Here is a 25306-nt window from a genome sequence, read left to right on the forward strand (position 1 = left end):
TGCTATCTGCACTACCGTTTATTTTTGCAGGCAAGAAGCCAGGATGAAGAGACTAATACCACAAGAAGCGGGTTGTCATGATGGATCAGCATAAACGTCGGCTAAGCATCGAAGCCGCAAGAATGTACTACATGTCAGATTATAGTCAAATCGAGATCGCATCCATGCTCGGCGTCTCCCGCCCGACGGTATCGAGGCTGCTGCAATATGCCAAAGATCAGGGCTATGTTCGCATCAACATCGTCGATCCGCTCGAGGATCTGGATGAATTGGGAGAGCGCGTCAAGCAGAAGTACGAACTGGATACGGCGCTCGTATGCTATTCCCCCGTGAATGAATACCACGAAATTCAGAAAAATATTAGCCAAAAAGCGGCCGACTATTTAGTGGAGACGGTCCAGGACACGGATATTATCGGCGTAACCTGGGGGAGAACGATGCATGCCGTCGCGCTTCGGCTGCAGGAGAAGCAGGTGCGGGGAGTAGAGGTTGTTCAATTAAAAGGCGGCATCAGCTACTCCCATGTCAACACGTATGCGGCGGAGACGGTTAATTTATTCGCGGCGGCGTTCCAGACGATTGCCCGATATTTGCCGCTGCCCGTTATTTTCGACAGCGTTGCCCTGAAGCAGATAGTGGAGGAGGATCGGCATATCCACCGGATTATTCAATTGGGGAAGCAGGCGAACATCGCCGTCTTTACCGTGGGCACCGTGAATGATGACGCCCTGCTGTTCCAGTTGGGATATTTGAGCAAGGAAGAGAAGAAGCTGCTGCAGCGCACCGGTGTCGGCGACATCTGTTCGCGCTTCTTCGACAAGGACGGGAATATATGCAGCGAGGATATTAACAACCGGACTGTCGGAATCGATTTGCCGGATCTGCGGAAGAAGGAGAAATCGATTCTCATTGCCGGTGGCCAGCATAAGGTGGAAGCGATTCGGGCCGCGCTCGTCGGCAAATACGCCAATATTATCGTAACGGATCAATTCACGGCGCAGGCGCTGCTGCAATAATGCATAATATGGCAAGACCTATACCCCTTGGACAGAGTGGAGGACAAGCCTCTACGCCTGTTTCTGAGGGGCTTTTTTGTATGCCTATGTCCAAAATATGACAAAATACAGCATGCCGGCATGCAAGTTCACGAATTATGAACATAATTTCTATCAAATGTTTACATCGGTTCAGGCGCGTGTTATGATACCTGTGAAGTCAATATGGTTAATCTATTAGTATGATGACTAATTTGATCAAAGGGGTGTACAGCATGAGCATTGCGCACATGATTGACCACACGCTGCTGCGGGCAGACGCAGTGAAAGACGAGATTACGAAGCTGACAGAAGAAGCGAAACGATACCAATTTGCCTCGGTATGCGTCAATCCCGCATGGGTGGCGTACTGCGCGGAGCAGCTTTCCGGCACCCCGGTCAAGGTGTGCACGGTCATCGGATTCCCGCTTGGCGCTTCGACAACGGCCGTCAAAGCCTACGAGACGGCGGACGCGATTGCGAACGGGGCGACTGAGGTCGATATGGTCATCAATGTCGGGCAATTGAAGGCCGGGAACGATGACTTTGTCGAGCGTGACATCGCGGGCGTCGTGGCAGCCGCTTCCGGGAAGGCGCTTGTCAAGGTCATTATTGAGACATGCCTGCTTACGGAGGAAGAGAAGATTCGCGCATGCGAGCTGGCGGTGAAGGCCGGCGCGGACTTCGTGAAGACTTCGACCGGCTTCTCTACGGGCGGAGCTACGCGGGAAGACGTGGCGCTCATGCGCCGAACGGTCGGAGAGCGAGCGGGCGTGAAAGCATCCGGTGGAGTACGCAGCCTGGAAGATGTCAACACTATGATTGAAGCGGGAGCTACGCGAATCGGAGCGAGTTCCGGAGTAAGCATTATGAATGGCATGGAGTCGTCATCTTCATACTAAATTGCTGTAGAAGAGAGCATACGTTGGCGGAGAAGCGCCGATGAAGGAGGAGCAGATCATGAAGGAGCAATTGATTCAAGAGGCACTGGAAGCGCGCAAGCAGGCTTATGCGCCGTATTCCCGGTTTCAGGTCGGGGCCGCCGTGCTCGCCGGGGGAAAAATATTTCGCGGGTGCAACGTGGAAAATGCGTCCTATGGCTTAACGAACTGCGCGGAGCGAACCGCCGTGTTCAAGGCGGTGTCCGAGGGCGAGAAGAAAATCGAAGCCATTGCCGTCGTCGCGGATACCGAAGGTCCGGTTGCCCCATGCGGCGCGTGCCGTCAGGTGCTGGCTGAATTTTGCGGCAGCGGCACGAGAATCTTTTTGTCGAATCTTCATGGCCATACCGAGGAGTGGACGATTTCCCGTTTGCTGCCGGGCGCTTTTTCCGCAGAAGACATGGAACAGGACAGCCAATAGATTTCCTGTCCTGGGCCATTTGTAAGCGGTAACAGAAATCCGGATTTGTTTTGCATGCTTGAGCTTGGGAGGAACTTGAGATGAAATATGTGATTGCTATTGCCGGATTGCTGGCCGTATTCGGACTGACCTACATGGCGAGCAAGGACCGGGGCCGCATCCGCTATCGGCCGCTGGCGCAAATGATTGTGTTGCAGATCGTCCTGGCGTTCGTCTTGTTGAACACGACGGTGGGCGAGAAGCTGATTCGGGGATTTGCCTCCGTGTTCGAAGCGCTGCTGGCCTATGCCGCGGAAGGCGTTAATTTTGTGTTCGGCGGAATCATGAACGAAGGGCAGGGCACGCAATTTTTCCTGATGGTTCTGCTGCCGATTGTGTTTATTTCCGCGCTGATTGGCATTTTGCAATATACGAAGATTTTACCGTTCATTATCAAATATATCGGCCTGCTGCTCAGCAAGGTGAATGGGATGGGCAAGCTGGAATCGTATAACGCGGTTGCTTCCGCGATTCTGGGGCAATCGGAAGTGTTTATTTCGGTCAAGAAGCAAATCGGGATGCTGCCGGAGCGCCGTCTGTATACGCTGTGCGCTTCCGCCATGTCGACGGTATCCATGTCCATCGTCGGGGCGTACATGACGATGATCGAGCCGAAATATGTCGTCACGGCGCTCGTGCTGAACCTGTTCGGCGGGTTCATTATCGCATCGATTCTGAATCCGTATACGGTGTCGAAGGAAGAGGATATTCTCGAAGTTCAGGACGAGCATAAGCAATCCTTCTTCGAGATGCTGGGCGAATACATTATGGACGGCTTCAGGGTGGCGATTACCGTCGCCGCGATGCTGATCGGCTTCGTCGCTCTGATTGCATTGATTAACGGCCTGTTCGGGACATTGTTCGGCATTACGTTCCAGCAGATTTTGGGTTATATTTTCGCGCCGATCGCCTTCCTTATGGGCGTGCCTTGGGCGGAGACGGTCGATGCGGGCAGCATCATGGCGACGAAAATGGTGGCGAATGAGTTCGTGGCGATGCTCGATTTGTCCGCCATGACGACGGATGGCGCAATGTCTGCACGGACGATTGGCATCGTATCCGTCTTCCTGGTGTCGTTCGCGAACTTTTCGTCCATCGGCATTATTTCCGGGGCCGTGAAGGGGCTGCATGAGAAGCAGGGCAATACGGTCGCCCGCTTCGGCCTCCGCTTGCTGTACGGCGCCACGATGGTCAGCGTGCTGTCGGCGACGGTTGCCGGTCTGTTCCTGTAAGGAATCGCAGAAAAAAAGAATCGCGAGGCCGAAGTTCCTCTGCGGAACGGACTCGATGGCTAACGGAGGAGGAACGGGATGAGCGTTCACATTGGAGCGAAGCAAGGCGAGATTGCAGAGACGATACTGCTTCCGGGCGATCCGCTAAGAGCGAAGCATATTGCGGAGACGTATATGGAGGACATCGTGTGCTATAACGAGGTGCGGGGCATGCTCGGCTTCACCGGCACCTATCGCGGGAAGCGGGTGTCGGTTCAAGGCACGGGCATGGGCATTCCGACGACAAGCATCTACGTCAATGAACTGATTGCGGATTACGGCGTCAAACATTTAATCCGGGTCGGCACCTGCGGCGCGATGCAGGAGCATGTGCATGTGCGCGACGTCGTTCTGGCCCAGGCATCCTGCACCGATTCCAGCATGAACCATCACGAATTCAGCGGGTACGATTATTCGCCGATTGCCAGCTTTCCTTTGCTGCAAGCGGCCTATGAACGGGGCATGGCCAAAGGCTTGAAGCTGCATGTCGGCAACGTATTCAGCTCGGATATGTTCTATCGGAGCGACAAATCCGTCGTGAAGAAGCTGATGGATTACGGCGTGCTCGGAGTCGAAATGGAAACGACGGCGCTGTACACGCTTGCGGCCAAATACGGCGTCAAGGCGTTGACGATCTTGACGGTAAGCGATCATTTGCTGACCGGGGAAGAAACGACGGCCGCCGAGCGCCAGACGACCTTCCATGACATGATGGAGGTCGCGCTGGAGACGGCGATCTCGATCTAGAGTCCGGGTTTTCAGGCAAGCAAGCAGCCCGCCTCAGATGGGGCAGCGCATCAATCAACGGGAGACAGGGAGGAGCATCAACGATGAGAATGGTGGATTTGATTGCGAAGAAGCGGGATGGCAAGGAGCTGACGACGGAGGAGATCAACTTCGTCATCGAAGGATATACGAAGGGGGACATTCCTGATTATCAGATGAGCGCCTGGGCGATGGCCATTTATTTTCAGGATATGTCGGAGCGGGAACGGGCCGATCTGACGATGGCAATGGTGAACTCCGGCGACACGATCGATCTGTCGGCCATCGAAGGCATCAAGGTGGATAAGCATTCGACCGGGGGCGTCGGGGATACGACGACGCTCGTGCTGGCGCCGCTCGTCGCGGCATTGGATATTCCGGTGGCGAAGATGTCGGGGCGCGGGCTTGGCCATACGGGCGGCACGATCGACAAGCTGGAATCGATCGAAGGCTTCCATGTCGAGATTAATACGGACGAGTTCGTGAATCTGGTCAATACGCATAAGATTGCCGTCATCGGACAGACGGGCAATCTGACGCCGGCGGACAAGAAGCTGTATGCGCTGCGCGATGTCACCGGCACGGTGAACTCGATTCCGCTGATCGCGAGCTCGATTATGAGCAAGAAGATCGCGGCAGGCTCCGATGCGATCGTGCTTGACGTGAAGACAGGGGCCGGCGCCTTCATGAAGACGGCCGAGGATGCGAAGGAGCTGGCGCACGCGATGGTCAGCATCGGCAACAACGTCGGCCGCAAGACGATGGCCGTAATTTCGGACATGAGCCAGCCGCTGGGACGCGCGATCGGCAACTCCCTGGAAGTGCAGGAAGCGATCGACACGCTGCGCGGGCACGGGCCGGCCGATCTGGAGGAGCTGTGCCTGGCGCTAGGCCGGCAGATGGTCTATCTTGCGGGCAAGGCCGCATCCTTGGAAGAAGCGGAGGAGCAATTGAAGGAAGTTATCCGCAACGGCAAGGCCTTGGAGAAGTTCAAGGAATTCATCGCGAATCAGGGCGGCAATCCAGCCGTGGCGGACGACCCGAGTCTGCTTCCGCAAGCGTCCTACCTGATCGAAGTCCCGGCACGTCAGGACGGCGTCGTCGCCGAGATCGTCGCGGACGAGATTGGAACGGCGGCCATGCTGCTCGGCGCGGGACGCGCGACGAAGGATTCCGAGATCGATCTTGCGGTCGGCCTGATGCTGAACAAGAAGATCGGGGACCGGGTTCAGGCTGGCGAGTCTCTGGTCACGATTCATGCCAATCGCGAGAACGTCGACGATGTTATCGAGAAGATTTACGCGAACATCCGCATTGGCGGCCATGCCGAAGCGCCGGTGCTCGTGCATGATATTGTAACGGAATAAGCCAATCATCATGCAGCCCTCGTCTTGCTCTAAGACGGGGGCTGTCGGGCGTATAGGGGGTGATTAGAGCGCTTGAAAAAAACTTGCGCAGCGGCGGGGTTATCGGTCATACTACAGAAATGAAGATCGCGCGGCAGGAGGAAGACCGAAGTTGACTATCAAAGTGCTGATCGCAGACGATAATTCGTTTATACGGGAAGGCATGAAAATCATATTATCCAGCTTCGAGGAATTCGAAGTGGCCGGCACGGTCGAGGACGGGGCCGAGGCGGTCGCATTTTGCAAGGGCCACGACGTGGACGTCGCGCTGCTGGATGTGCGGATGCCGAATATGAACGGCGTCGAGGCGGCCCGCCTGTTGACGGAGCAGACCAAGGTCAAGCCGCTCATTCTGACGACGTTCGACGACGATGAGTTCGTGCTGGAAGCCATCCGGGCGGGAGCGCGCGGATATCTGCTCAAGAACAATGATCCCGAACGGATTCGCGACGCCATCAAGAGCGTCTGCAACGACCATCACGTCTTGCAGGATGTCGTGCTGGACAAGATCAAAGCGAACCTTGCCGCATACCATCCTTCTTCCCCGGACGCGGCCATGCCCGATTCGGGAGGGACAACATCGCCGCCAGCAGCCGATCCGGGCGGATGCAAAATCGACCGCAGCCCGTTCACGGAACGGGAGCTGGGCGTGATGGACCATATCGCCCGCGGCTTATCCAACAAAGAAATCGCCAAGAAGCTGTTCATTTCCGAAGGAACCGTCGCCAATTACATCACCTCGATCTTGAACAAAACGGGACTCGAGCATCGCACGCAGATTGCGATCTATTATTTGACGGGCGAAGCGAGAACGTCGGATGAATAGGAGTTAGGAGATTATCGCCTATGGAATTATGGACGATCGGCAATAAAGCGGTGGTGCTCGGCTATCTTGTGATGGCCTCATTTCTGATGAATTTCGCTTCCGCGGCGAGCCCGTGGCATATTCTCTCCTACTTGCTGTATCTCGCCGTGAATATCGCGGTCCCCATTTTCAAAAACATCCGGCTCAAGCAACTCCTGATCGCCTGCTCCGCCGCCTTCGTCATCGTATGCGCGATCCGGCTGGACCCGTTGTTCCTGCTGCTGCTTCCGGTCAATGTGTACGAATTCGTCTCTTCCTGCTCGGATCGGAGGCTGCTCGCCTTCGTGTGCATGCTGCCGCCGCTGCTTTTCATTCCTCCCGATCTGATTCCGCTGTACTTGCTCAGCGCTCTGCTCAGCTACTTGCTGTACGCCTGCGGCAGCGGGCTCAGCGGCAGGCTGGCCAGGCTGGAGAGCGAGCGGGAAAAGATGCGGGCAGATCTGCAGCGGCTGGCCCGTACCTTGAGCGAGAACAACGAATATATCCGCCAATCCGAATATACGATCAAGCTGGAGGAGCGGAACCGTCTCTCCCAGCAGATTCATGACGACGTCGGCCATGCCATGGCAGGGGCGCTCATCCAGATGGAGGCGGCCCGGCGGCTGCTTGCCGCCGACCGGGACAAGGCGTCCGAGCTGTTGGGCAATGCTATCTCGATCTCCAAGGACGGGCTGGAGCGCATCCGCTTGACGCTCAAGGACATGAAGCCGCGGCCGGAGGAGATGGGGATCAACCGGCTCCGCCTGTTCGTCGACGAGCTGGCGGCCCGGGAAGGGGTGGCCGCGACGCTGGCCTACGACGGGGATATCGACGCCATCGCGCCTCTGCAGTGGAAGATCATTCAGCAGAATGCGACCGAGGCGGTCACGAATTCGCTCAAGTATGCGCAGGCCACCGCCATCCATGTTGAAGTTCGGGTGCTGAACAAATTCATTAAGGCAGTCGTCTCGGACAACGGCGTCGGGGCGGCGAAGGTCGTGAAAGGACTTGGGATTGTAGGCATGGAGGAGCGGGCCGCTTCCGCGGGCGGCACGGTGATCGTCGACGGGACGAATGGCTTTACCGTAACGACCCTTCTGCCTTGCGGAGGCCGATGAGGCCGGTGAACATTCTCATGCCGAACAACGTGAATATTCTCATGGACAGAGGATGAACTTATGCACTGACATAAGCGCATCCTTTTTTATTACAATACGGACAGAACCATGGAGGGAGTGAGCCGGATGAGCAACGTACTGGAAATCCGCAATTTGACCAAAAAATTCGGTGATTTTATCGCCGTCGACAATATATCGCTGAACGTGCGCGAAGGGGAGATCTTCGGCTTCCTGGGCGCCAACGGCGCGGGCAAGAGCACGACGATCAATATGATCGCGTCCCTGCTGCGGAGCACCAAGGGGGAGATCAGCCTGCTCGGCAAAAACATCGCGAAGCATAACCGCTTCGCCAAAATGAACATCGGCATCGTGCCGCAGGACCTCGCGATTTACGAGGATATGACGGCCTATGAGAATGTTCATTTTTTTGCCGGCCTGTACGGCCTGAGAGGGGAATTGCTTAAGAAGCGCACCGAAGAAGCGCTGGAATTCGTAGGCTTGGGCGACAAGCATGCCAGCTTCCCCAAAAACTTCTCGGGCGGCATGAAGCGCCGGCTGAACATCGCCTGCGCCATCGCTCACCGGCCGAAGCTGATCATTATGGATGAACCGACGGTCGGGATCGACCCGCATTCCCGCAATTATATATTGGGCTCGGTGCGCAAGCTGAACGAGATGGGCTGCACCATCATCTACACAAGCCATTACATGGAAGAAGTCGAAGAAATCTGCACCCGCATCGCGATCGTCGATCACGGCAAAATTATCGCGGAAGGGACAAAGGAGCAATTGACCGCGACGATTACCGAATCGAAGGAGATCTGGATCGGCATCAAATCATCGGACCCCGCGCTCGAAGTGGATGCAATCCGGCAGATCCAGGGTGTCACCTCGGTGCGGCTTGAGGAGCAGATGCTCAAGATTATATCCAAAGCGGAAATCAACAATCTGAACCGGATTATCCAGCAGTTGATCAAGGATCAGGTGGAAATCCGTTCGGTCGAAGAGCAAGCGCCAAATCTGGAGACGGTGTTCCTGACCTTAACCGGCCGGAATTTGCGGGACTAAGGGGGAACCTCGCCATGAACATTTGGAATATTGCGCTCAAAGAAATCAAATCCAATATCCGCAATACCCGAACCTTTGTGTTTATGCTCGCCCTGCCGATCGTATTGATGCTGATTCTTGGGGCCGCGCTCACGAACGCGTTCACGGACGGCGCAGAGATCGACGGTCTGCGGCTGCTCGTCCGCAATGAATGGACGGATTCGCAAGGAACGGCAGCCTGGAGCCAGTTCGTGCAGGCGATCGAGCAGGAAGGCGTCGAAGTCGTGCAGGCCACCGCCGGCATGAACGGCCAGGAGGAGGTCCGCACGAACCGATTTACCGCTTATGCGGAGCTTGACGGCGGCGGCATCCAGTTCTATGGAAGCAGCAAGAACACGATCGAGAGCAACATGATACAGGGCATGCTGACCGCGCTCGCTGAACGCTACTCGCTGATGGCGGCGGCTTTCCATACCGATCCGGCGGCAGCCCGGGCGATCGTCGACGGGGCCGGGGAGAGCGGCGATTTCATCCGCGACACTGCGCTGAATCCGGATAAGCGCCCGGACTCCTTCGGCTATTACGCCATCGCGATGACGACGATGATCGCGCTCTACTCGGTCTTCTCGGCCGGTTATCTGTTCCGCGGCGAGCGCATCCGCCATACGTCGATCCGCTTAGCGGCGGCTCCTATCGGCAAAGGCGAGATATTCATCGGAAAAGTCATCGGGAGCACGTTCATCAATCTGCTGTGCGTCCTGCTGGTCGTCTTGTTCAGCAAATTCGCCTTCCACGCGGATTGGGGCATGCATTACGGCATGATCTTTCTCGTGCTGCTGACGGAGGTGCTGCTCGCGGTCAGCTTGGGACTCGCGGTCAGCTTCCTGTTTCAGGGCGAGGGCTCTCAAGGCATCGTCATGATGTTTACGCAGGTGGCTTCGTTTCTCGGCGGGGCGTATTTTCCGATCGGCGAGACGGAGGGCTTCATGACCTGGCTCACCAATCTCTCGCCGCTGCGTTGGGCCAATACGGCCCTGACGGAGATCATCTATGCCGGCAATGCGGCCGCAGGGTGGCCGGCTATCGGCTTAAATACCGGCATCGCGGCACTCTTACTCTTCATCGCGGTCATCTCTATGCGCAGACGGGAGGCGTTATAATATGAGCGAAGTGATATGGCTTATCCGCAAAACAATGACCGAGACGTTCCGCAACAAAAAGAACTGGCTCGTCTACTTCGGCCTGCCCGTCGTGGGCGTGCTGGTGTCCATGATGCTGTACGCGAACAATAGCAGCGGGACGCTCCGCGTCGGCATGCTGAACCTGGACGGCAATCAGGCGATTACGCTGGATGCCATCCGCTTCCTGGAAGGCTTGAATCAGATCAAGGTCACGCTCATGGATGAAGCGGCGATGAAGCGCGATATCGCGGCAGGCAAGCTGGACAGCGGCATCGTGTTCGGCGAAGGGTTCGCCGCAAGCGTGCGGGCCGGACAACCGGAACATCTGGACATTATCTCCGTGAAGGGGGCGCAGGTCACCGCCTACGTCAAGGCGATGCTTCAGAGCTATATCGGCAACGTGGCCGCGATTGGCCGCAGTGCGGGAGGCGATCACGCCCGGTTCGACGCCATCTATGCCGCATACAGCCAGCAGCGGTTCAAGGTGACGGCCGAGACGCTGGAGGATACGTCGAACCTGAAGTCCATGACGTATCAATCGATTGGCTTCCTCGTCGCGTTCATGATGTACTCCGCGGTCAGCATGTCGGAGATGATTTTGAAGGAGAAAGAGAACCGCACATTCCTGCGGCTGCTCTCCGGGCCCGTCTCGGCGAGGACGTACGTGATCTCGAACGTGGCCGTCAATGTCGTCATTATGCTGCTGCAGATTACGGTAACGCTGATCGTGATGAAGAAGATTCTCCGTATTGACTCAGGCATCCCATACGGCACGATGATCGCAACACTGTTCCTGTTCGCCTTGGCGGCCATCAGTCTCTCGCTCTTGATCGTCGCGTTCTCTAAGAGCAGCGCGGGCGCAGGCGCCCTGCAAAATCTGATCATTACGCCGTCATGCCTGCTCGCTGGCTGCTTCTTCCCGATGGATATCATGCCGGACACGATGCGCAAAATCTCGCACTTCATGCCGCAGCATTGGCTCTTGGACATGATCAATAAGCTGCAGCAAGGCGTTCCGCTCGGCAGCTTGGCTCTGAATATGGCGATTCTGATTGCCTTCGCCGCGGTCTTCGCGCTCATCGCGATCTTCCGCTTCGGCCGCAACAACGACATCCGGCAGTTCGTGTAAGCCGGAAGCCAGGGGGCGGGACAGACCATCGCAGCGTTCACATCATAACATCGCAAGAGGGGCGGAAAAGCCCCTCTATTTTTTCCCGGTCATATTCCAATATCCAATCGTTGAACTCTTCATAGAGCGGCCGCAGCGGCTCTGCGGCAGCGCAGGTCATTCTTGCGGCAGAGGAGCACAAGGCGGTGAGTGACCTCATTGTTCCCCTCTTCCCCCTCGCCATCCTCTCAAAAAGATTGGGCAGCACTTGATGCCGCAACGTTCGAATCCGCTTTTTGTTCTTTACATATTTGGGATACGCGCTCAAAAATTCCAATGCTTCTTTCTTTGATCTGCGGCGGTGCCAACGTCATGTTCCCGAAATGCTCTTCCATAAAGTCATTCAACAAAGCGCTCACGTTTGTCCTCCAAAGACGGATATTGGTCAAGCCTTCCCTCCATTATAAAAGGAGAAAGCCGCAAAGCGGTAGCAAGTCATAATAACCGGCATACGATATAACTGGATATCCGCCTATCAATTGCCGGGAAGGTGTTAGAATTGAGACAAAATGAGATGTGGCAGTCTGTAGTAACCGAATTATATAACAGTCTATATGGCGAACAGATGGTCTGTTCCATAAGCACGCAGTTGTTTCATATACCCGACACGCAAGATTTAGAAGGAAATTCAGAAATGCATGCCAGTCTTGTCCCCGCGTCTTATCATCGGGTGACGGCAACCGGATCGGCTCAAAGATTGCTGAACGGAGAGAGCGCGCCGTCCCTTGTCGAAACCCTGGTTGCCTGCATCCAAAACGCAGAGCGGCTGGATCGCGAAGTGCGTTCCGGTCTGCTTGTCATGAGAGATGCCGCTCCAGCCGGCTACAAGCCCGTAATCGAAAACATCATACGGTGGCAGGAACACGCGGAATTGCATCTGCAAAAGGCAAAGCAATTGACGAATCAAAACACTGGCCCCTCCCCTCGGCTTGAACATTATTCCGACCTTAGACATGAAAAAAGCCCATGTCAGCGACATAGGCTTGCTTACTGCATTTATTCGCGGGTGATTTGACCGCGAATTTCTCCGTCTGGAAATTGTATGGTGTGGACGTTGACATAGGCGTTCCCTCTTTCGATCTCACGAATTAGATCGCGGATCGTTTTGCCTTTCAGAGGTCCGATTAGATCTCGGCTCGTCAGGACACCGCGGATGACTCCTCGTCTAACGGAGATGCCGAATTTGGACGGACCGAACAGGAAGGCTACGATGGGACCGTTCTGCCCTCTTCTGCCAAGATGAATATGGGCCTGGGTTACCCGGTTAATATTTCTGATCACAAGCCGGAATCTCAACTGAGTGCGATTTCTGCTCAGCTGAAACACCGCATTTCCTGAAGCTATCGTTCTTACAGGAGGCACTTCATTTCGCCCCGATAGGATTGCCCTGAATGTTCTAATAAGTCCTCGCCCCTTTCTTATCGTTCTTACAACGTATTCCTTAAGACACAAATGGTTTGTATGTTTGCCCAGAAATATGATTTCGGAGTCAACAATGATACAATAGTCGACAGACATGCTTTTCGCATCGTAGAGGGGGATACAGCCGTGAACAACTCCGAGAAAACCATTATTGAAAAATTGAATCTCCGCAAATATCCGACGAAGCTGATTTGGGGCAAGCCGGACGATATCGCCGATTTCGACGAACTGGAGTACGACACGTCGGCGGTCAAAGAGAAGTACAGTCTCATTTTTACGTTCATCTTCAACTTGGAGGAGTTCGTGAGCCAGTTGAATCAGGTGATTGAACAGCAGCTGCTCGAAGAGGGCGGGTATCTGTGCTTCGCCTATCCGAAGAAAAATAATCCGAAGTACGCGGAATATATTGAGCGGGACAGCTTCTTCCCCAGCATCGCTATGGATGAGGATGGGTATGTGCAGGGTAGCCCGATTAAGTTCGCCCGCATGGTGAGCATGAATGACGTGTTTACCGTCATCGGGCTGAAATCCGAGCCGAAGAAGGCGGCGAGCTCAGCCAAAACGAAAACGAGCCAGCGCGTGGACGATTATATCGATCGTGTGGAAGATATCAAGGCCTATTTGCAGAGCGACGAGGAAATAGGGGAGCGGTACAATCAACTGACACCCGGCTACCAGAAAGACTGGGCGCGGTATGTGTTCAGCGCCAAGAGAAAGGAAACGCAGGACAAAAGACTCGCGGAAATGAAAATCGTGCTGGCCGAGGGCTATAAATCGATCGATCTGTACAGAAGAGACAAAAAATAAGAGCGGAGGCGGCAAACCAGCCGCCTCCGCTTAACAAAAGGGATGATAATTCGTTTGAGTTCATCCCCCGCTATTCCAAGCAATATGCTTGCAGTTGGGCACGCTTTTCTGCGGTTAAGCCAAATTCGCGCTCCAGAAACGATTCGGCGCTTCCGTAGTTCTCGTCGATCGAGGAGAACACGGCCTCCATGAATCCCTGCGCAGCTTAAGCTTGGCGATGACCTCGGCTGCTTCCTCCGGAGGCATGACCTCGGCAAGCTGTTCTTTCATGTTTTCATTCATCGGATGGAGCGTCTGATTCGAGAGCAGATAGTCCTCGATAATCGTTTCTCTGGGCACGCCAAGAGCGAGCAGGATGAATGCCGCCCCGATCCCGGTCCGGTCCCGGCCGGCCGCGCAATGATGGAGAATCCCCAGATTGTCTGGATTCATGATCATGCTCATCAGCCGCTGGAAGGACGGATTGTCGATGGCCATCTGCACGTACATCGCCGCGAACGATTCGGCGGTCAGCTTTTTGAAGAAATTTCCCCGGATGAGCTCCCGCATGTCGGCGGGAACTTCTTGCCGCATGGCAGGGACGCGAATGTTGTTGATCCCCGGGATTACAGGATCCGGCTTCAGCGCGGCTTCTCCATCATCGCGATAGTCAAAAATCGTTCGAATTCCTAACGATTGGAGCAAGCTCAGATCCTGTTCCGTCATCCCTGTCAGCTCGGCCGAGCGGAACAAGATACCGTATTTCACCTTGCGCCCATCTGCGGCCTCATAACCGCCCATATCGCGAAAATTGAACACCCCTTCAAAAGGAAGAACGCGATGCCGGAGATGATCGGCAAGTTGCAACGTCATAGGGGATGGCACCTCTTTTCCTATGTTGTAAGCCTACATGGCTTCTTTGGTTTGATGGAACAAGGACATTCTCCAGCACGCTGAGCCGGTTAATGCAGCGAAGGAGCGTCGATTTCCCGGCTCCGCTCGGGCCAATGACGGCGATGAATTCGGCGAAAGATTACAAAGCGGGGGGATTATGGAATTTATGACTTCTACTTCGTTAATACAGACTGCATATGAATATATCCGGGGACAAAACGAGGGCTTGGCCGTTTCACTGAAAAAAATCTGGGCATCCTATTCAAGGAGCTGCTTTATCGCGGTTACGAACAATAACACGATGTTGAAAATTCTGGAAACCCATGCAAGCAAGCTGGTGCTCTATTCAACCATCAATTATAAAATTACGCCGCATGAACCGCACTATTCCGGGAACAAGGTCAATCAATCCGTCTATGATGCCTTGCTTGCGGAGGACTATGAGCGAATCCGGACGATTTTTGAAGAAGCGGATACGTATAACAGGGAGCGTATTCTCCGTTCGGGCAGAATCTAGCATGGAAGTTCATAAAACCTGATGACTGCTTTCCTTGATGCCGAAGGAGGGCAGTTTTTTTGTTGTAGAAGCTCCGGCAACGCGAGGAGGAATGAGCCTTCCGACTTCCCGGAGGTGAAAGGCCCTCCAACATTTGCCTTCTTGTTGTCCGGAGCGTTGTTTCCTGTCCGATTATGAGATGGTTGTGTTTTTTATCCATTTTGCATTGCGCCCCCGGGATAGGAGTTTTATGGCGTTTTCTTTCTGGAGACATTCAAACACTTTGTTAATCGTACTTTGCGACACATCGGCAAATACGGTTCGTATATCTTCTTTTGTAAAAGGGGCTTCCTGCTTCATAATATAAACTTTAATTTTATCACTTTTATTTTTTTTCATTTGATAGTCGGCATCCAGCAGTGTATAGGCTTCTAAAATAATACTCAACAGACAATGCAATATGAAGGTTATATTGTACTCTTGAAAATTCCAGTTGGCGGAAGATTTTGTGAGCGATTCAAAGTAATCGGTTTCGTATTTTTTTATTAATTTATCTAATGAAATGTATTTCACCAAGGAATGTTTACTTTTCAAGAGTAAAAAATAAAGAAGCAGGCGCGCAATTCTTTCATTTCCGTATTCAAAGGGGGAGATACAAATAAAATGGAAAATAAAATGAGCAATTAATATTAAAGGATCAATCACTCCCTCCTCTATTAACTCATTATATTCCCGGCAAAGCTGTTCCATGTATGCTGGTATTTTTGCAGACGCTACGGGTTCATGACAACAATAAATAGGTAACTTTAGGTCCAGATTATCGGGAATTACTTTTTCATTCTTTCTCCATGTTCCGCTATCCGATGAAGCATATTTGAATAGTTGAAAGTGAATTTCCAGTATAAAACTTGGGTCGATAGAACTGTATTTACATTTATTATGGATAAAGGTTAATGTATCATAGCAACACGATATTTCATTTTCTATCGTAGTTTTTGGCGCTTTGTTATATATTAATAGTTCTTTTAAGCGTTTACTGGTTATTTTCAGGTGTTTATGCATAGAAAAAAAATCCTGCGCCTGTTGAACTTTTATTGCTTTATGCAGATTTTCCAAAATGCATGGAAATTCTTTTTCGTATACTTCCAGCCATCCTTTATAATAGTTAATTCTTCCTATTAAGCTCACCGTTTCTAAATCGAGTGATAATTTTTTGAACTTTTCGTCAAAAAAATACATTGTTCTACCCTTATTTTCCATCCAATTATACAATAACTCCGTTTTTTGTACCATTTTTTTACCTCCCGACGAATTAAAGAAAAGATTTATACGTGAAATTTAAGAAGAAAAGTGTAATTTTGCGTTTTTTTGGCTTGTTTTCTGCCATTGTGTATGATAACGGTAGAAAATGCTTATAAAGAAGTTTCCAAGTAAAGTTTTTCAAATGGAAATGCCAGTGTAACTCATCATGGAGAGGAGTGTGCCTAGGCATCAAGACCATACCTCACGCATCTGAGGCGAATTTGTCATCAATCGAGTCCTGCTTCAGAACTAGAAAGGAGGAAAGGATATGGACCGCAAGAGTCCTATCATTTCTATTAAAAGCATCAATAAGTCGTACGGCGATTACCAGGTGATTAAAGATTTAAGTTTAGACATATATGAAGGAGAAGTTATCGGGTTATTAGGACCGAATGGAGCAGGAAAAACAACCCTTATATCTATATTATCGACACTGCTGCTCCCTGATGAAGGGGAAGGAGTAATTTGCGGGCGCAATTTGGTTAAAGAGCGGCAGGAAATAAAAAAAGTTGTCAGTGTTGTACCTCAGGATTTAGCTTTGTATCCTACTTTAACGGCCTATGACAATCTATCCTTCTACGCGGATTTGTATGGCTTAAAAGGGAGCAGAAAAAAGAGCCAAATCACTAAAGCGCTTCAGTTCGCGCAATTGGAAGACTGGGCAAACAAGAGAATTGATTCTTTTTCCGGCGGAATGAAAAGACGGATTAACTTGGTGATTGGTTTGTTAAATGAGCCCAAAGTGGTCTTTTTAGATGAACCGACAGTCGGGATTGATCCCCAATCGAGAAATCATATTTTTAGCTGTATTCGCCATCTTGTAGACGATCTGGGTATTACCGTCATTTATACGACTCATTATATGGAAGAAGCGGAAATGCTCTGCGACCGGGTAGCCATCTATGATAAAGGAGAAATTTTAGATCTAGATGCTCCTAAAAATCTAATAAAAAAATATGGTGAAAATGATGTGGAGTTTGTCGTGCAGGATATCTCCGGGAGCTTTATTGAGAAAGTGGAATCGATTGAAGAGGTCAAGTCTTTTACCCGGATGGATCAGAAAATCATGATCCAATGTGCAGACAGTTTTGCGGTGACACAAAAAGTAATAGGTCTTGCTCAGCAGGAAGAGGTACAAATTGATTCCTTACTTGTGAAAAACTCCAATCTGGAACATGTCTTTTTGCATCTGACCGGAAAAACACTGAGGGTTTGAGAGGAGGAGATAAGATGAAATCTTGGTACATAGCCAAGAAAGATTTATTGATCCAGCTAAAAGATATCCCTGGTCTAATCTATTTATTCATTACTCCAATTATCGTTATTGCTGTTGCGAGTTTTGCTTTATCGAATGTGTTTGACAGCAAGACAGAAAAATTCAAAATTCCGATCGTTGTCCAAGATCAGGGTGAATTAGCAGAGAAAGTCGTTACCGAATTAAAAAAGATACCGGCACTGGACATTCAAGAAACTTATAAAGCGGATGGTGCAGATAAACCTTATACAGAAGAAGAGGCAAAAAAAGAAGTTCAGACCAAAAAAGCGGCAATCATCATTCCGAAAGACTTTACGCAAAATGCCTATTCGGGCATGGAGACGAAAATTGTCATTATCGAGGACAAGGTAGACCGCATCATTCCAAGCATTGTTTTCAATGCGGTTACTCAAATCATAGCCGATTTGGAAAAAGGGATAACGCAGCAACAAACTGCTGCAGCAACGCCGGGGAATCTGAAAGTAGAGTCTAAGGAATTAACAGATGAAGGCGAACATAAGCCCACTCCATTTGAATCCAATGTTCCGGGTTATGCGGTTATGTTTGTCCTTCTGGGAACGGCATCAGCAGCGGGTGCCTTCGTAGAAGAACGGGAGAATGGGACGTTACGAAAAATTCTGACTTTACCCGTAAACTCCTTATCCATCATTTTAGGGAAGATGTTATCTTGTTTTATTACGGCTATTGTTCAATGTGCCGTGCTGTTCAGTGTAGGCCATTTTGTATTTGGCATGTGGCTCGGAAAGAGCATTCCGGCATTAGCCCTATTAATCGTTTGCACGGCATTTGCGTCTTCCAGTTTAGCTATTCTGCTGGCTTCCATCTGCAAGTCCAGATCGCAGGCTAACGGGATTTCCATTTTAATTGTGTTATCGATGTCTGCCTTGGGCGGCTCGTGGTGGCCGTTATATATCGAACCGGAATGGATGCAGAAGTTGGCGCACATTACCATTACGGCCTGGGCGATGGGAGGCTTTAACGACCTGTTGATTTATAATAAAGGATTTTCGGCTGTTCTAGGTTCAGCCGCTGTATTAATAGGCATGGGGATTTTGTTCTTATCCATATCTATCCGGAAATTTCAGGTTTCCGCCAAAAGCAGGTGAAGCAGTTGAATCCGGTAAGAGTTGAAATCAAAGTTCGGTTCGGGGAATGTGATTTTATGGGAGTCGCCCATCATTCCCACTACTTTCATTGGTTTGAGCTGGGAAGGTTTGAACTCCTGCAGAACTCAGCCATAGGAGAATATATAAAAACGAATGGATTTTATTTTCCTGTCATTGATATTGGCTGCAAATACCGAAAAGGGGCCGTATTTAACGATATTGTCATTGTTGAGACCTATTTGAGAACGAAGAGCAAAGCTTATTTGGAATTTGATCATAAGCTGTTTAGAAAAAAAGGCCGTGTCCTCTTGGCAGAAGGGTTTTCCAAGCATGTATTGACAACCGCGGACGGCCAAATGTTATACCGGCTCCCGGAAAAACTGTTGGATATGGTTTCATTACTTTGCGAGGAGGGAGTTTCATGATTGCTTTTATTTTCCCGGGTCAGGGATCGCAAACCGTTGGCATGTGTAAAGGCTATTATGATAAGTTTCCTGAGATTTTCAATCCGTTATTTGAAGAGGCAAGCAATACATTAGGATTTGATTTGAAAAAAATATGTTTATACGGCCCGATGGAACAATTAACCGAGACAAGTGTAGCACAGCCGGCTATTTTAACCGTGAGTACCGGGATATCCAGGGTTTTGGCATCCATGAATATACGCGCATCGGTGGTTGCGGGGCACAGCTTCGGACAATTCTCGGCTCTGGTAGAGGCTGGAGTATTGCAATTCAATGACGCATTGCGCATTGTTCGCAAACGCGGACAAGCTATGAGCCAAGTGAAGATCCCGGGGTCCATGCTCGGGGTTGTGACCAATACAAGCGAAAAGATCTCAGAAATTATTGATAAATCCAGACCGTATCAAATTGACGTCGGGGCTTATAATTCCCCGACGCAGGTTGTATTTTCAGGTGCCAGTGCCAATGTCGAACAATTCCAGAAAGACATCTCCCAGCTACCCGGCGTAAAAGTAAAAATGCTGGCCACCAGTCAAGCATTCCATTCCCGCTTAATGAGCGAGATGGTGTCAGAGTTCATGGAGTATGTACAATCATTTTCGATGCATCAGGCCCGTATTCCTATTATTCTTAACTGTTCGGCAGAAAAAACGGTGGATGCAGCGGCGATTTTGGAAGATACAAAGCTTCAGTGTACAGAAACCATTCTATGGGAGACAACGATAAATTCCCTCCTGGATGCCGGAAGCGAACACTTTATCGAAGTTGGTCCGGGAAATACGTTAACAAAGCTATGCTGGTTATTCCAGCGGAATATATCCGTTTCTTCGACCGAAACCCCCATGAAGCTAAAGAAATTGGCCGAATCATGGAAAAAGGAAGGTCAGGGGGAATGCACAGATGTTTAACGAAATGTTTAACGGGAATGAAGTGGCGCTCGTAATCGGAGGATCAAGGGGAATAGGGAAAGCCATTGCGAAAGATTTGGCCAGGTACGGGCTAACTGTCTATTTTACCTATCAAAGCAACCGGCATGCTGCCGAAGAAGTGGCGGCAGAAATAGGGAAAGAAGGCGGTAAGGGAATTGCTGTCCAGGCCGATCTTGCCGACCAACTGTCTATTCAGGCTTTATACCAACAGATTCACGCTCAGGAAAAAAGAATAGATATTGTGGTAAATAATGCGGGTGTGACCAACGACGGATTCGCCGCGATAATGAGCAAAGAAAAATGGAGCGGCGTGCTGGATGTAAATTTAACGGGGACATTCTTATCCTGCCGCCAGGCATTAAAAATAATGATGAGACAAAGAAGCGGGGTGATTGTAAACGTCACCTCCACAAGCGGAATAGCGGGAGCAAAAGGACAGAGCAATTATTCCGCTTCCAAAGGAGGCATGATTTCCTTAACAAAAACGTTGGCGCTGGAAGCTGCAGAATACGGTATCCGCGTCAATGCAGTCGCACCCGGATACATTAAAACGGATATGACCAAAAGCATGAATCAGCAAGTGTTGCAGAAAATGCTCAAGTTTGTTCCGCTTGGACGAATGGGGGAGCCTGAGGAAGTAGCACATTTAACAACCTTTTTATGTTCCAATTATGCAAGTTATATTACGGGAAAAGTATATACGATCGACGGCGGGCTCATTCATTCTTAATTCGAGGAAATTTAACTAAAGAGAGGTCAAGAGACATGCTTACGTATGAAAAAACAATAACCCAAGCTGAAGAGAGAAAGCAACTTACTAATAGAATTAAAGAAATTATTATAGACCGGTTAGATTTGAACATTGAACCGCATCTTATTACGGACGACCAGCCATTGTTCGGAAGAGGATTAGGAATAGATTCATTGGATGCATTAGAGCTTTTATTAGCGATCGAAGAAGAGTTTGGAATCGCTTTATATGATGAAAATATGGTCGTGCTGGGTTCTATTAATAAAATTGCGGATTTCATTGAAGAAAATAAGGAGGGGTGATGCGGGGTGAGGCCAGTGCTAACTGCAGATCAAATTCGGGATCTATTGCCCCACAGATGGCCGTTTCTTTTACTGGATAAAGTCATTGAATTGGAGCCGGGAAAACGGGGAATCGGCATTAAAAATGTGACCATTAGCGAACCTTACTTTGAAGGCCATTTTCCGAATGAGTCGATTATGCCGGGGGTTCTTATTATTGAAGCTCTAGCGCAAATGACAGCGGTTGTCTATGTAACCGGAGAATTGGAGAAAAAGGGCGGGCAAATGAATGGTGAATTGGAAGTAGACCCGAGTGCATATGTTGGGTATTTAGTATCTCTGCGCAACATGAAATTTTTAAAGCCCGTTGTACCCGGAGATCAACTGCAATTACATGTTCAAATCGGACGGTCACTAGGATTAATCTCTCAAGTGGAAGTTGAAGCTTACGTGGAAAATAAGAAAGTGGCCGCAGGAAGCATTCAAGTATCTAAAAGGGCTGAGCCGGTATGATTTCTCATGAGCCTATTGGCATTCGCGAATGTACAGAGAGTGACAGTTATCATTTGGCGCAATTTTACAATAAGTATCAGTACGGGCCTGTCCGGTACGGGTATCCGTTAACAGAGAAGGATATAAAGCAGCTGTTTCAAGAACGGAAAATCAATTTATATCTTGCGGCAGAGTATAAGGGAGACATCATTGGAACGTTATTATTCTCGAATTTGTCAAGCCAAAGAGCGGCTGAACCGGATGCAGCATGGGCCGGATACTTTTTAATTCACCCGGAGTTTCGTTCGGGAAGCATTCCGGATAAATTTTTTACTTATGCTATTCGGAAACTGATTCAGCAAGGCATCCGATACATTGATACGGAAGTGAACCCGGAAGATAAGCTGGCCATGTCTCTCTATAAACGGGTTGGACTCTATCAGACGAGCAGGTCTTACATTAATTACGACGGCTATTTAAATTTACGAAGTTATTTGCCGTATCTAATCCGTTATTTTGTGGAAGCTTTCCAACCGCCTGACCGGGAAGCCTTGGTGTCGAGGGGATGGAAGACGATCAAACCCGTACAGTCCATGCGGAATCTGAACAGTAATGCCATCGTAGAAAATGGTATTGAAACGGTCAAGTATTCCATTGACCTTGGTTCAAGAGAGGCAAACGGGTGGATTGACGTAAAAAGCCAAAAAATGACAAAGGTACAAACGAAGCATGTTTTCTTTACAAGCTACATCAAGGAAGGGAACAATCTGGCGGCAGGACAGGAAGTACATGTCCATTACGTATTTCAGCATCATTTTAAAGAAGCTGTCACAGCCGATATCTCGGCATTTTTGGGTCAACAAGCCATCTCGGAAACCACCCAATCCTTTGATCCGGATCAGCTATATGAATGGGAAGATGTAGTCCAATTAACCGATACCTTTGATGGTGAACTGGTTACAACGTTAAAAACGAAGGATTTTCAGCTGGAACTCTTTTTTGGAGTCACCATTAAAGCCTCTTTAGAAGTGTATGTGAAGGAAGCGCCCAAATTAGTAAGCGGCAAGGAAACTGTTTATCCTGTCATTGTAAAAAATAATTCCGGCGAAAGTCTGATATATAGATTACAAGTTCAATCTGATAATCCAGAAGTATTGGAAGCTGCGGTCTTGAAACCAGTTGAAGAGTTCGTTGTGGAGTCCGGTGCAAAAGTCACGCATGAACTTCAATTAAATGCCCGAAAGAACGGGGTTGCCAACCTGCTGATTTCGGCCGCGGGCCGGCAACACAACGATTCAGATACGGTGAGTATACCAGTTCCCGTCCATACATATGGGCACTGCAACTCATACGAGGACGAGCAGCATCTGATCCTGGAAAGCATGTATTTAAGCGCGAAAGTAAATAAAAAAACAGGATGCTTGTATCTGTACGATTTTAAAACAGGACAGCAGTTAGCTCAAGAAGCTTGGCCGGATCTGGATTATCCTTTTTGTAATGCCGTGAAAGAACCGAAGCTGAATGATCTTACATGGGGAAAGGATTCGGAAGACCGTATACACATCTTTCACCGGCGGACAGGCTTGAAGCGCCATATCTCCTTTTTCTCGGAAAAAACGTTGAAAATAGAAGATGATGCCGAATCAGGAGAAAGAATAAAGATTTATCCTTGGTGTATGCTCTATGCCGCTCAAATGACCGTACCTTTGAAAACGCAGGATATAAAATTTCCGATGATTTACGGGGAAAAACCGTTTTCCTTGCATGACTTTGAATATGTGGACGGGTTTGATTTACCGGCTCAAAGCGAAGAATACCGAATGAACTATACCGTATTTGAAGATCAGAATGTGACATTAGGAATGATGTGGGAGGGCGCGGTAGAACGTGTACTCTACGGGTTGCGATGGATGCCCGCACTCGTATTTACGAAAGGCCCGAATGACAAATATATCAGCAAAACTCATTATTATACGGTTGAAGAAAAGGTAGGAGAGGTCTACGCGAATATCGTGGAGAGTAAAAATGTTCTCGCTCCATTTGCCGGTCCGGACGTCGTTCGGGCGGATGAAAAAATCATCACTACGAAAGAAGAACAGCATTATATCATTCAAAATAATCGGTTTGCTATCAAAATCGGGAAGCAGCAGGGAGCAATCACCTATGTTGCTTATCAAGGGAAGGAGATTGGAAAAGCAAAACCTGCCTTGGAGGGATGCTTCTTTTTACCCGGTTTCATGATTCCCGATAATATCCCGTATTCATTCAATGATAAGGGACTGGTTTTTCAATCTATGGCCGAACACCCCCGGGTTAAAGACGTACAAACAGCTGATAAATATGTGAACGGCCATGTTCTAAAGCTGCTTTCCTGCGACATGGGAGCTTGGCAAGTTGAATATTTAGCGAGTTATCATCTTCCGGTACTGCAAGTCAACATGAAAAAAAACAAAGATGATAAACATTTTGTGTTTCACTTTTTCTGGGGGCGGCAGGGGAAATCGTCTATTAAAAAAATGTATGGTTGGCAAAATGGAAAACAACTCGTTATTTTACCAAAAAACCAAAATAGAAAAATATACGCAGACAGTAAAATGACTATCGAATTCGTTAATGGCTTATTTGTGACTATTTTCGTTACATCGGCCAATACAAAAATGGCTGTTTATGAATGGTTTAAAAAAGGAATCCAAGTTGGACTGTTTACCTGTGAAGAGGGGGAAAATCTGCAATTTCATTTTGTTGTCGGAGAAACCATGCAGGAGAGTCTCTCTTTTTCACAAATGCTACTAGAGGAACTGGAGGAATCACATGATGAATAATCAGACAGGTATCCAAACAAGGGAAAGAAGTGCGTATGAGGCCATTCGGAGCGGTATTGGCGTAATAGAGTTGTCTTCCGCCGGAAAGATTGTAGTCAAGGGCGATGAGCATGTGGAATTTCTGGATGGGCTTGTGACCAAAGATATTCAATTTATGGAAGAAGAGAAAACCGCTTATGCGCTTCTGCTGCGGGAAGATGGAACGGTGATTGATCTTGTCAATCTCTTTAAAAACGAAGACTCTATTACTATCATTACGGCATCCGATAAGAAGGAGCAAGTTCTCGCCTGGCTGCAAGAGAATCGGGAAAAGCAGGAAAATCAGGTGGAGATTGAGGATATCAGTGAAAGCCACTCCTTAATTGGATTTGAAGGACCTTATGCCTGGAAGCTTGCCCAGCAATTTTTGCACTTCGAAATCTCATCGCTTCCGTTTCAGTCGTTTGCCCCGACTACCTTCCAGGGGACAGAAATCATATTGGCAAGAACCGGGGTTACCGGAGAGTACGGGTACCAGCTTTTATTTGAAAGAGAGCTCAGAGACGCTGTTCTGGAGATGATGAATTCTTTTGAAGAAATCGCTCTTCAGGACGTAGATAAAGAGGCGCTGGAAACAGCCATGCTAGAGATTCGCCACCCTTATTTTGAATTTAAACAAGGACAAGAACTGTCTTTATTTGAAGTTTGCCTGGAGTGGTTTGTTGATTTTTACAAAGATGCTTTTATTGGAAAAGAGTTTCTGGAACAGCAATTGGAGAAAGGGATTAGCCAAAGAATCGTCGGATTCACGACGGACAGCGAAAATCCCGTATCGTTGGATGATGAAATCTATGTGGGCGAGCATGCCATCGGAAAAGTCATAGAATTCAAAGAGAGCCCGGGATTACATGCCAAGCTTGGGATCGGATTATTACGCGAGCCATTTGCGGTTTCCGGAATTCACTTCCAAATCAAAGACAAACAAAACCGGATATTTGAGGCGACAACGCAATCTTCCCCATATATTCTTTGCAAGTCGTGGGAAATGAAAACAATATAAGGGTGACAGCT

Annotated in this window: 28 protein-coding genes and 2 pseudogenes; 22 read left to right on the top strand and 8 right to left on the bottom strand. The window is 49.5% G+C overall.

Annotation, left to right across the window (positions count from 1 at the left end):
* Nucleotides 1-80: 80 nt before the first annotated feature.
* From OCY70_RS27330 to OCY70_RS27380, 11 genes are all read left to right on the top strand, one after another.
* On the top strand, nt 81-1016 hold the full coding sequence (locus OCY70_RS27330; RefSeq protein ID WP_213427734.1) for a sugar-binding transcriptional regulator: 936 nt from the start codon (nt 81-83) through the stop codon (nt 1014-1016).
* A gap of 254 nt (nt 1017-1270) precedes the next feature.
* A complete protein-coding gene (gene deoC, locus OCY70_RS27335) occupies nt 1271-1936 on the top strand; it encodes a deoxyribose-phosphate aldolase (RefSeq protein WP_261945229.1) in 666 nt (221 codons plus the stop codon).
* Between the two features lie 58 nt (nt 1937-1994).
* Nucleotides 1995-2396 carry a cytidine deaminase gene (locus OCY70_RS27340; RefSeq protein WP_213427709.1) on the top strand — a complete coding sequence of 134 codons (402 nt, stop codon included), beginning with the start codon at nt 1995-1997 and terminating at the stop codon, nt 2394-2396.
* 80 nt (nt 2397-2476) lie between these two features.
* Nucleotides 2477-3667, top strand: coding sequence for a NupC/NupG family nucleoside CNT transporter (locus tag OCY70_RS27345; RefSeq protein ID WP_213427708.1), 1191 nt, complete (start codon nt 2477-2479; stop codon nt 3665-3667).
* A gap of 78 nt (nt 3668-3745) precedes the next feature.
* Nucleotides 3746-4453, top strand: a complete 708-nt coding sequence (deoD, locus tag OCY70_RS27350) for a purine-nucleoside phosphorylase (RefSeq protein ID WP_213427707.1) — start codon at nt 3746-3748, stop codon at nt 4451-4453.
* 83 nt (nt 4454-4536) lie between these two features.
* Entirely contained in the window at nt 4537-5838 is a 1302-nt protein-coding gene (locus OCY70_RS27355) for a pyrimidine-nucleoside phosphorylase (protein WP_213427706.1), read from the top strand.
* 151 nt (nt 5839-5989) lie between these two features.
* The gene (locus OCY70_RS27360; RefSeq protein ID WP_213427705.1) at nt 5990-6703 is read left to right on the top strand and encodes a response regulator transcription factor; all 714 of its coding nucleotides are present in this window, start codon (nt 5990-5992) and stop codon (nt 6701-6703) included.
* A gap of 20 nt (nt 6704-6723) precedes the next feature.
* A complete protein-coding gene (locus OCY70_RS27365) occupies nt 6724-7839 on the top strand; it encodes a sensor histidine kinase (RefSeq protein WP_213427704.1) in 1116 nt (371 codons plus the stop codon).
* 126 nt (nt 7840-7965) lie between these two features.
* Entirely contained in the window at nt 7966-8907 is a 942-nt protein-coding gene (locus tag OCY70_RS27370; RefSeq protein ID WP_213427703.1) for an ABC transporter ATP-binding protein, read from the top strand.
* Between the two features lie 14 nt (nt 8908-8921).
* Complete coding sequence (locus tag OCY70_RS27375; RefSeq protein WP_213427702.1) at nt 8922-10046, top strand: ABC transporter permease; 1125 nt, start codon at nt 8922-8924, stop codon at nt 10044-10046.
* A 1-nt stretch (nt 10047) separates the two neighbouring features.
* The gene (locus OCY70_RS27380) at nt 10048-11196 is read left to right on the top strand and encodes an ABC transporter permease (protein WP_213427701.1); all 1149 of its coding nucleotides are present in this window, start codon (nt 10048-10050) and stop codon (nt 11194-11196) included.
* 37 nt (nt 11197-11233) lie between these two features.
* Here the strand turns inward: OCY70_RS27380 and OCY70_RS27385 are convergent, their stop codons facing one another.
* The 4 genes from OCY70_RS27385 to OCY70_RS27400 all read right to left on the bottom strand — a co-directional run bounded on the left by OCY70_RS27385 (nt 11234) and on the right by OCY70_RS27400 (nt 12636).
* Nucleotides 11234-11395, bottom strand: a complete 162-nt coding sequence (locus OCY70_RS27385; RefSeq protein WP_249724889.1) for a DUF3885 domain-containing protein — start codon at nt 11393-11395, stop codon at nt 11234-11236.
* A 28-nt stretch (nt 11396-11423) separates the two neighbouring features.
* Nucleotides 11424-11594, bottom strand: a complete 171-nt coding sequence (locus tag OCY70_RS27390) for a hypothetical protein (protein WP_213427700.1) — start codon at nt 11592-11594, stop codon at nt 11424-11426.
* Nucleotides 11595-11863: 269 nt separating this feature from the next.
* Nucleotides 11864-12142: a hypothetical protein gene (locus OCY70_RS27395; protein ID WP_213427699.1), complete on the bottom strand. Its 279-nt coding sequence runs from the start codon at nt 12140-12142 to the stop codon at nt 11864-11866.
* Nucleotides 12143-12231: 89 nt separating this feature from the next.
* The gene (locus OCY70_RS27400; protein ID WP_249724894.1) at nt 12232-12636 is read right to left on the bottom strand and encodes a CHRD domain-containing protein; all 405 of its coding nucleotides are present in this window, start codon (nt 12634-12636) and stop codon (nt 12232-12234) included.
* Nucleotides 12637-12783: 147 nt separating this feature from the next.
* Here OCY70_RS27400 and OCY70_RS27405 point away from each other — a divergent pair, with 147 nt between their 5' ends.
* Nucleotides 12784-13464: a YdeI/OmpD-associated family protein gene (locus OCY70_RS27405; RefSeq protein ID WP_213427697.1), complete on the top strand. Its 681-nt coding sequence runs from the start codon at nt 12784-12786 to the stop codon at nt 13462-13464.
* Between the two features lie 70 nt (nt 13465-13534).
* Here OCY70_RS27405 and OCY70_RS35885 read toward each other — a convergent pair whose 3' ends face one another.
* The 3 genes and pseudogenes from OCY70_RS35885 to OCY70_RS27415 form a co-directional block, all read right to left on the bottom strand.
* Nucleotides 13535-13654 carry a tyrosine-protein phosphatase gene (locus OCY70_RS35885; protein WP_261949036.1) on the bottom strand — a complete coding sequence of 40 codons (120 nt, stop codon included), beginning with the start codon at nt 13652-13654 and terminating at the stop codon, nt 13535-13537.
* 101 nt (nt 13655-13755) lie between these two features.
* Nucleotides 13756-14316, bottom strand: a pseudogene (locus tag OCY70_RS27410) (tyrosine-protein phosphatase); the annotation flags it as partial.
* 82 nt (nt 14317-14398) lie between these two features.
* A pseudogene (locus OCY70_RS27415) lies at nt 14399-14467 on the bottom strand (ATP-binding cassette domain-containing protein); the annotation flags it as partial.
* 171 nt (nt 14468-14638) lie between these two features.
* Between OCY70_RS27415 and OCY70_RS27420 the strand changes: the two are divergent.
* On the top strand, nt 14639-14854 hold the full coding sequence (locus OCY70_RS27420; protein WP_213427696.1) for a hypothetical protein: 216 nt from the start codon (nt 14639-14641) through the stop codon (nt 14852-14854).
* A gap of 171 nt (nt 14855-15025) precedes the next feature.
* Here the strand turns inward: OCY70_RS27420 and OCY70_RS27425 are convergent, their stop codons facing one another.
* Nucleotides 15026-16126: a Fic family protein gene (locus OCY70_RS27425; protein ID WP_249724887.1), complete on the bottom strand. Its 1101-nt coding sequence runs from the start codon at nt 16124-16126 to the stop codon at nt 15026-15028.
* 277 nt (nt 16127-16403) lie between these two features.
* Between OCY70_RS27425 and OCY70_RS27430 the strand changes: the two genes are divergently transcribed.
* Genes OCY70_RS27430 through OCY70_RS27470 form a run of 9 tightly spaced genes read left to right on the top strand, consistent with a single transcriptional unit; the run spans nt 16404 to nt 25295 of the window.
* Nucleotides 16404-17351, top strand: coding sequence for an ABC transporter ATP-binding protein (locus OCY70_RS27430; RefSeq protein ID WP_213427695.1), 948 nt, complete (start codon nt 16404-16406; stop codon nt 17349-17351).
* Nucleotides 17352-17365: 14 nt separating this feature from the next.
* Nucleotides 17366-18517, top strand: coding sequence for an ABC transporter permease (locus OCY70_RS27435; RefSeq protein WP_213427694.1), 1152 nt, complete (start codon nt 17366-17368; stop codon nt 18515-18517).
* Nucleotides 18518-18522: 5 nt separating this feature from the next.
* Entirely contained in the window at nt 18523-18942 is a 420-nt protein-coding gene (locus tag OCY70_RS27440) for an acyl-CoA thioesterase (protein WP_213427693.1), read from the top strand.
* A complete protein-coding gene (locus OCY70_RS27445; RefSeq protein WP_213427692.1) occupies nt 18939-19889 on the top strand; it encodes an ACP S-malonyltransferase in 951 nt (316 codons plus the stop codon). The genes OCY70_RS27440 and OCY70_RS27445 overlap by 4 nt, the downstream gene beginning before the upstream one ends.
* Nucleotides 19882-20640 carry a 3-oxoacyl-[acyl-carrier-protein] reductase gene (gene fabG, locus OCY70_RS27450; RefSeq protein ID WP_249724885.1) on the top strand — a complete coding sequence of 253 codons (759 nt, stop codon included), beginning with the start codon at nt 19882-19884 and terminating at the stop codon, nt 20638-20640. The genes OCY70_RS27445 and fabG overlap by 8 nt, the downstream gene beginning before the upstream one ends.
* 35 nt (nt 20641-20675) lie before the next feature.
* A complete protein-coding gene (locus OCY70_RS27455; protein WP_213427691.1) occupies nt 20676-20963 on the top strand; it encodes a phosphopantetheine-binding protein in 288 nt (95 codons plus the stop codon).
* Between the two features lie 6 nt (nt 20964-20969).
* Complete coding sequence (gene fabZ, locus OCY70_RS27460) at nt 20970-21455, top strand: 3-hydroxyacyl-ACP dehydratase FabZ (RefSeq protein ID WP_213427690.1); 486 nt, start codon at nt 20970-20972, stop codon at nt 21453-21455.
* Complete coding sequence (locus tag OCY70_RS27465) at nt 21452-24256, top strand: GNAT family N-acetyltransferase (protein WP_213427689.1); 2805 nt, start codon at nt 21452-21454, stop codon at nt 24254-24256. Before fabZ ends, OCY70_RS27465 begins: the two co-directional genes overlap by 4 nt.
* Complete coding sequence (locus OCY70_RS27470; protein ID WP_249724884.1) at nt 24246-25295, top strand: aminomethyl transferase family protein; 1050 nt, start codon at nt 24246-24248, stop codon at nt 25293-25295. The genes OCY70_RS27465 and OCY70_RS27470 overlap by 11 nt, the downstream gene beginning before the upstream one ends.
* Nucleotides 25296-25306 lie beyond the last annotated feature (11 nt).

It is taken from the genome of Paenibacillus melissococcoides (genome assembly GCA_944800085.1).
Taxonomy (GTDB): domain Bacteria; phylum Bacillota; class Bacilli; order Paenibacillales; family Paenibacillaceae; genus Paenibacillus_B; species Paenibacillus_B melissococcoides.

Excerpts from the sequence above, each read along its gene's own strand:
- OCY70_RS27340 (WP_213427709.1), top strand. The coding sequence starts at position 1,995 with ATGAAGGAGCAATTGATTCAAGAGGCACTGGAAGCGCGCAAGCAGGCT.
- OCY70_RS27380 (WP_213427701.1), top strand. The coding sequence starts at position 10,048 with ATGAGCGAAGTGATATGGCTTATCCGCAAAACAATGACCGAGACGTTC.
- OCY70_RS27435 (WP_213427694.1), top strand. The coding sequence starts at position 17,366 with ATGAAATCTTGGTACATAGCCAAGAAAGATTTATTGATCCAGCTAAAA.
- OCY70_RS27330 (WP_213427734.1), top strand. The coding sequence starts at position 81 with ATGGATCAGCATAAACGTCGGCTAAGCATCGAAGCCGCAAGAATGTAC.
- OCY70_RS27420 (WP_213427696.1), top strand. The coding sequence starts at position 14,639 with ATGTTGAAAATTCTGGAAACCCATGCAAGCAAGCTGGTGCTCTATTCA.
- deoD (WP_213427707.1), top strand. The coding sequence starts at position 3,746 with ATGAGCGTTCACATTGGAGCGAAGCAAGGCGAGATTGCAGAGACGATA.
- OCY70_RS27345 (WP_213427708.1), top strand. The coding sequence starts at position 2,477 with ATGAAATATGTGATTGCTATTGCCGGATTGCTGGCCGTATTCGGACTG.
- OCY70_RS27470 (WP_249724884.1), top strand. The coding sequence starts at position 24,246 with ATGATGAATAATCAGACAGGTATCCAAACAAGGGAAAGAAGTGCGTAT.
- OCY70_RS27425 (WP_249724887.1), bottom strand. The coding sequence starts at position 16,126 with ATGGTACAAAAAACGGAGTTATTGTATAATTGGATGGAAAATAAGGGT.
- OCY70_RS27355 (WP_213427706.1), top strand. The coding sequence starts at position 4,537 with ATGAGAATGGTGGATTTGATTGCGAAGAAGCGGGATGGCAAGGAGCTG.
- OCY70_RS27465 (WP_213427689.1), top strand. The coding sequence starts at position 21,452 with ATGATTTCTCATGAGCCTATTGGCATTCGCGAATGTACAGAGAGTGAC.
- OCY70_RS27365 (WP_213427704.1), top strand. The coding sequence starts at position 6,724 with ATGGAATTATGGACGATCGGCAATAAAGCGGTGGTGCTCGGCTATCTT.
- OCY70_RS27375 (WP_213427702.1), top strand. The coding sequence starts at position 8,922 with ATGAACATTTGGAATATTGCGCTCAAAGAAATCAAATCCAATATCCGC.
- OCY70_RS27455 (WP_213427691.1), top strand. The coding sequence starts at position 20,676 with ATGCTTACGTATGAAAAAACAATAACCCAAGCTGAAGAGAGAAAGCAA.
- OCY70_RS35885 (WP_261949036.1), bottom strand. The coding sequence starts at position 13,654 with ATGGAGGCCGTGTTCTCCTCGATCGACGAGAACTACGGAAGCGCCGAA.
- OCY70_RS27370 (WP_213427703.1), top strand. The coding sequence starts at position 7,966 with ATGAGCAACGTACTGGAAATCCGCAATTTGACCAAAAAATTCGGTGAT.
- OCY70_RS27430 (WP_213427695.1), top strand. The coding sequence starts at position 16,404 with ATGGACCGCAAGAGTCCTATCATTTCTATTAAAAGCATCAATAAGTCG.
- OCY70_RS27385 (WP_249724889.1), bottom strand. The coding sequence starts at position 11,395 with ATGAGGTCACTCACCGCCTTGTGCTCCTCTGCCGCAAGAATGACCTGC.
- OCY70_RS27445 (WP_213427692.1), top strand. The coding sequence starts at position 18,939 with ATGATTGCTTTTATTTTCCCGGGTCAGGGATCGCAAACCGTTGGCATG.
- fabG (WP_249724885.1), top strand. The coding sequence starts at position 19,882 with ATGTTTAACGAAATGTTTAACGGGAATGAAGTGGCGCTCGTAATCGGA.
- deoC (WP_261945229.1), top strand. The coding sequence starts at position 1,271 with ATGAGCATTGCGCACATGATTGACCACACGCTGCTGCGGGCAGACGCA.